The following is a 4,573-nucleotide window of genomic DNA, read 5'->3' on the forward strand; positions in this document are numbered from 1 at the left end:
GCCAGCGCCTCGCCGCTGCGGCGCATCGCGCCGTTGGCCTGGCTGACGCCGGATTGCGCCTGCTCCAGTCGCTGCATGCCCTGTTGCACGTCGCCGTCCAGCTGTTGCGAAAACTCGCCGATGGAACCGGTGACGGTCTCGATCTCGGTGGTGGCCTGGGTGGTCTTTTCGGCCAGCTGCTTGACCGCGTCGGCGACCACCGCGAAGCCGCGGCCGGCCTCGCCCGCGCGGGCCGCCTCGATGGCCGCGTTGAGCGCGACCAGGTTGGTCTGGTGGGCGATCTCCTGCACCACGCCGGTGAGCTTGCGGATCTGCTCGACCTGCTCGGCCAGGCGCGCCTGGTTGCGGTTCATCGCCGACAGCGCGCTGCGCAGCAGGCGCAGCTGGCCATCGAGCTCGCTCACGCCGCCGCTGCCGCTCTGGCGCGCCTGCTCCACCTGCGCCAGGGCATGGGCGACCTGCTGCAGCGCCGTCGAGATTCCGGCGCTGGCGTCCGTCAAGCGGCCGACGCCGTCGCGGCTTTCCTGGGCGGCCTTGTCCAGCGCGGACTGCTCGCGCCCCAGCATCTGCGCGGCGGCCAGCACCAGGCCCTGTTGTTCGAGGGTCTGCAGGGCCATCGCCGCGGGCTGGCCCGCGTGCAGGCGGGCCAGCAGCGGGGCCAGCGCCTGCGCGGCGCCCGGGTGTCGGCGGGACAGTTGCTCGAGGCGCGCCTCGTCGCCAGCGGCGGCCGCTTGGACCAGCGCGGCCAGGGACTGGCTACGGATCAGGCTCATGGAGATGCGGTTTCCTGCGGATGAATGGTCAGGACATCGTCCGGATGCGTCGAAACTTGAACAAGCAACGCGTGTGCCAGTGGGAGCGTGCTTCGTGGCGGGGGGCAGTCGGAGGGCCAAGACCCCTCTCTCCCCAGCCTCGCCCCAGCGGCGCTGGAGAGAGGAAGCCGAAGGCTCAAGGCCGGCCGCATTCCGCCGATACGCGGGCACGGGCCCATGGTCCGCTGTCCCCCGAGGAGTTACGCATGGCCGGCGCCCTGCTGGAAAACGTCGAACGCCAGACCCGCCTGGCCGGGCACAACCGGGTGGCGATGCTGCTGTTCCGCCTGGGCGAGCCGCAGCTGTTCGCCATCAACGTGTTCAAGGTGCGCGAGGTACTGCGCCGCCCGCCGCTGGAGCGCATGCCCGGCGCGCACGCGCTCATCGCGGGCAGCTGCGACTACCGCGGGCAGACCATCCCGGTGATCGACCTGGCCGCGGCGCTGGGCTATCCGGCGCTGCTCGACCAGCCCTCCGCGCACCTGATGGTCACGGAATTCAGCCGCTCGGTGCAGGGCTTCCTGGTGTCCGACCTGCAGCACATGGTCCATTGCGAAGGCGAGTCGCTGATGGCGCCGAGCGCCGCGCTGGGCTTCGGCTCGCGGGTCAATGCGGTGACGCGCATCAACGGTGCGCTGATCGCCGTGGTGGACGTCGAGCAGGTGCTGGCCAGCATCGATGCCTCGCCGCACGAACTCTCGGCGCAGATGCTGCGCGCCGCCGGTGCGCATCCGCTGCGTCCGCGCCGCGTGCTGGTGGCGGACGATTCGCTGATCGCCCGCCGGCGCCTGGTCAGCCTGTTCAAGCAGATGAACATCGAATGCGTGGTGGCGCAGGACGGCCGCGAGGCGCTGGAGCGCCTGCACGAGCTGGCCGCGCTGCCGCCGGAAGAAAGCGTCAACCTGGTGGTGTCCGACATCGAGATGCCGCAACTGGACGGCTATGCGCTCACCCGCGCGATCCGCCAGACGCCCGCGCTGCGCCGGCTGAAGGTGGTGCTGCACAGTTCGCTTTCGGGATTGTTCAACGAGGCGATGGTGCGCGAGGTCAATGCCGACCGCTTCGTCGCCAAGTTCCAGCCGGACCTGCTGGCGCAGGCGGTGATCGAGCTGTTGCCGGACGACGAGGCCGCGTAGGGTCGGCCGAAGCGGCGCCTAGAAACTCCCGCTCCCCCGGCGCAGCCGGGGGAGCGGGGCAAAAAAAGCGCGCGTCGGAATTCCGACTTCGCTGCCGCAGGGGCCGTGACCGAAAAGCATCGGTAGGCCGCCAGCCCAGCCACGGCAAGGCCTCGCGCCCCCATGGCACACAACTTGCCTCAAGCCCCGTGCGGACCACCGACCCGCGCGGAGGCAAGCGATGAGCCAACCCATCGACAACCTGTTCGGCATGCACACCGGCGCGCTCGCGCTGTGGCAGCGCCGTACCGAGGTGCTGGCCAGCAACCTGGCCAATGCCGACACCCCGGGCTACCTCGCCCGCGACGTCGACTTCCGCAAGGCACTGGCCGCCGCCGGCGGCAGCGGCGACGGCAGCCTGCCGCTGGCCGCACCCACGCCCGGCCAGATCGACCCGGTCGTCCAGGCACGCGATACGCTCGCCTACCGCGTGCCCACCCAGCCCAGCATGGATGGCAACACCGTCGACGCGCAGCAGGAGCAGGCCGCGTTCGCCGCCAACGGCGTGCACTACCAGGCGAGCCTGGCCTTCATCACCGCGCAGATCCGCATGCTGCGCACCGCCATCACCGGAGGCCAGGGCTGATGTCGCTGTTCAACATCTTCAACGTCGCCGGCTCCGGCATGGCGGCGCAATCGACCCGGCTCAACACCGTGGCCAGCAACCTGGCCAACGCCGACAGCGTGGCGAGCACGCCGCAGGCTGCCTACCGGGCCAAGGAGCCGCTGTTCGCGGCGATCCGCGCCGGCCTCGATGGCAAGCCGGCCGAGGCGGGCAGCGAGGGGGTCAAGGTGCTTGGCGTCACCGAGAGCCCCAACGCGATCACCAGCCGCTACGAGCCGGGCAACCCCATGGCCGATGCGGACGGCTACGTCTACCAGAGCAACGTCAACCCGGTGGACGAGCTGGTCAACATGATCTCGGCCTCGCGCTCCTACCAGAACAACGTGGAAGTGATGAACACCGCGCGCCAGCTGATGCAGAAGACGCTGGACCTCGGGAAATAGGAGCGGCCATGAGCGACATCGCAGTCAATGCCAGCAGCGCCGCAGGGGCCGCCGCGCAGTCCGCGAAGAAGGACAACAAGACGCTGAGCCAGGCCGACTTCCTGAGCCTGCTGATCCAGCAGATGCGCAACCAGGATCCGACCCAGCCGATGGATTCCTCGCAGATGGTCAGCCAGCTGGCGCAGATCAACCAGGTCTCGGCCACGCAGAACCTGCAGACCTCCTTCGATGCGCTCTCCAAGTCGATGCAGGGCAACCAGCTGCTGCAGGCCTCGGGCATGGTCGGCCGCAGCGTCACCGTGCCGTCCGCGGTCGGCCGGCTGCAGGGCGGCGCGCTCGACGGCGCGGTCAACGTGCCCGGCGGCGGTGGCCGCACCTTCGTACAGATCACCGACCACGCCGGCAACGTGGTGCGAACCATCGATCTCGGCACGCAGGTAGCCGGCCTGGCCGACTTCCACTGGGACGGCACGGGCGATGGCGGCCAGCCGCTGCCGCCGGGCACCTACGGCCTGGCTGCGCAGGTGGGCACCGCCGCGGCGGCCACCTACGTCAGCGGCAAGGTCGACGGCGTGGGCATGACCGGCACCGACGGCGCCTATCTGGACGTCAACGGCTTCGGCGGCGTGCTGCTGAGCCAGGTCGCGCGCGTCAACTGACGTTTCAACACGCAACGGCATCACCACCCATACGGGGGAACACCGATGGCTTTCAATATCGCGCTGAGCGGCCTGAATGCGGCGTCCAAGGACCTCGAGGTCACCGCCAACAACATCGCCAACACCGGCACCACCGGCTTCAAGGGCTCGCGTGCGGAGTTCGCCGAACTTTACAACTCGGCGGGCCGCAACCTTTCGGCGACTGCCGTCGGCAGCGGCGTGCGGCTGGCCGAGGTGGCCCAGCAGTTCGGCGCCGGCAACGTGGAGAACACCGGCAACAGCCTGGACTTCGCCCTCAACGGCGACGGCTTCTTCACCCTGCGCGACGGCAAGGGCTTCGCCTATAGCCGCGCCGGCGCGTTCCAGCAGGACAACAACGGCTACGTGGTCAATGCCAGCGGCCAGCACCTGCAGGTGTTCCCGCCGGCGGGCAAGGGCTTCGACACCAGCACGCTGGTCGACCTGCAGATGACCAACGCGCAGAGTTCGGCCAAGGCCACCGGCAGCGTGCAGATGTCGCTCAACCTGCCCTCCGATGCCACCGCGCCCACCGCCACGCCGTTCAGCCCCACCGACGCGCTCAGCTACAGCCAGGCCACCCCGTTCACCGCCTACGACTCGCTCGGCGCCAGCCACAACGGCACCGTCTATTTCGTCAAGAACGCCGCGGCCAACAGCTGGAGTGCCTACCTGTATGTCGACGGCGTGGCCGCCGGCGCACCGCAGGCGCTGTCCTTCACCAGCAACGGCGCGTTGGCCTCGCCGGCCGGCGGCAAGCTCGCCTTCCCTGCATTGTCGGTCAGCCCGGGCGCCAACCCGCTGGCGCTGACCATCGACGTCAGCAAGGCCACGCAGTTCGGCAACAGCTATGCCCTGAGCGCGATCAACCAGGACGGCTATCCCAGCGGCACGCTTTCCA

The 4,573-nt window shown here is 69.6% G+C and carries 6 protein-coding genes; 5 read left to right on the forward strand and 1 reads right to left on the reverse strand.

Annotated features, from left to right (window positions below; genetic code table 11):
* The coding region (locus HOQ08_RS14140) for a methyl-accepting chemotaxis protein (RefSeq protein WP_291196209.1) at nt 1–773 on the reverse strand (773 nt) is incomplete at its 3' end.
* 245 nt (nt 774–1,018) lie between these two features.
* Between HOQ08_RS14140 and HOQ08_RS14145 the strand changes: the two genes are divergently transcribed.
* From HOQ08_RS14145 to HOQ08_RS14165, 5 genes are all read left to right on the forward strand, one after another.
* A complete protein-coding gene (locus tag HOQ08_RS14145) occupies nt 1,019–1,948 on the forward strand; it encodes a chemotaxis protein (RefSeq protein ID WP_291196212.1) in 930 nt (309 codons plus the stop codon).
* Nucleotides 1,949–2,168: 220 nt separating this feature from the next.
* Entirely contained in the window at nt 2,169–2,573 is a 405-nt protein-coding gene (flgB, locus tag HOQ08_RS14150) for a flagellar basal body rod protein FlgB (protein WP_291196215.1), read from the forward strand.
* Nucleotides 2,573–2,995 carry a flagellar basal body rod protein FlgC gene (flgC, locus tag HOQ08_RS14155; RefSeq protein WP_291196218.1) on the forward strand — a complete coding sequence of 141 codons (423 nt, stop codon included), beginning with the start codon at nt 2,573–2,575 and terminating at the stop codon, nt 2,993–2,995. The genes flgB and flgC overlap by 1 nt, the downstream gene beginning before the upstream one ends.
* Nucleotides 2,996–3,003: 8 nt before the next feature.
* On the forward strand, nt 3,004–3,654 hold the full coding sequence (locus HOQ08_RS14160; RefSeq protein WP_291196221.1) for a flagellar hook capping FlgD N-terminal domain-containing protein: 651 nt from the start codon (nt 3,004–3,006) through the stop codon (nt 3,652–3,654).
* Between the two features lie 45 nt (nt 3,655–3,699).
* A partial coding sequence (locus HOQ08_RS14165; protein ID WP_291196224.1) for a flagellar hook-basal body complex protein occupies nt 3,700–4,573 on the forward strand: 874 nt, incomplete at its 3' end.

Source organism: Frateuria sp. (assembly GCF_013362045.1).
Taxonomy (GTDB): domain Bacteria; phylum Pseudomonadota; class Gammaproteobacteria; order Xanthomonadales; family Rhodanobacteraceae; genus Frateuria_A.

Coding starts and splice junctions, on each gene's coding strand:
- HOQ08_RS14160 (WP_291196221.1), top strand. CDS start 3,004: ATGAGCGACATCGCAGTCAATGCCAGCAGCGCCGCAGGGGCCGCCGCG.
- flgC (WP_291196218.1), top strand. CDS start 2,573: ATGTCGCTGTTCAACATCTTCAACGTCGCCGGCTCCGGCATGGCGGCG.
- HOQ08_RS14145 (WP_291196212.1), top strand. CDS start 1,019: ATGGCCGGCGCCCTGCTGGAAAACGTCGAACGCCAGACCCGCCTGGCC.
- flgB (WP_291196215.1), top strand. CDS start 2,169: ATGAGCCAACCCATCGACAACCTGTTCGGCATGCACACCGGCGCGCTC.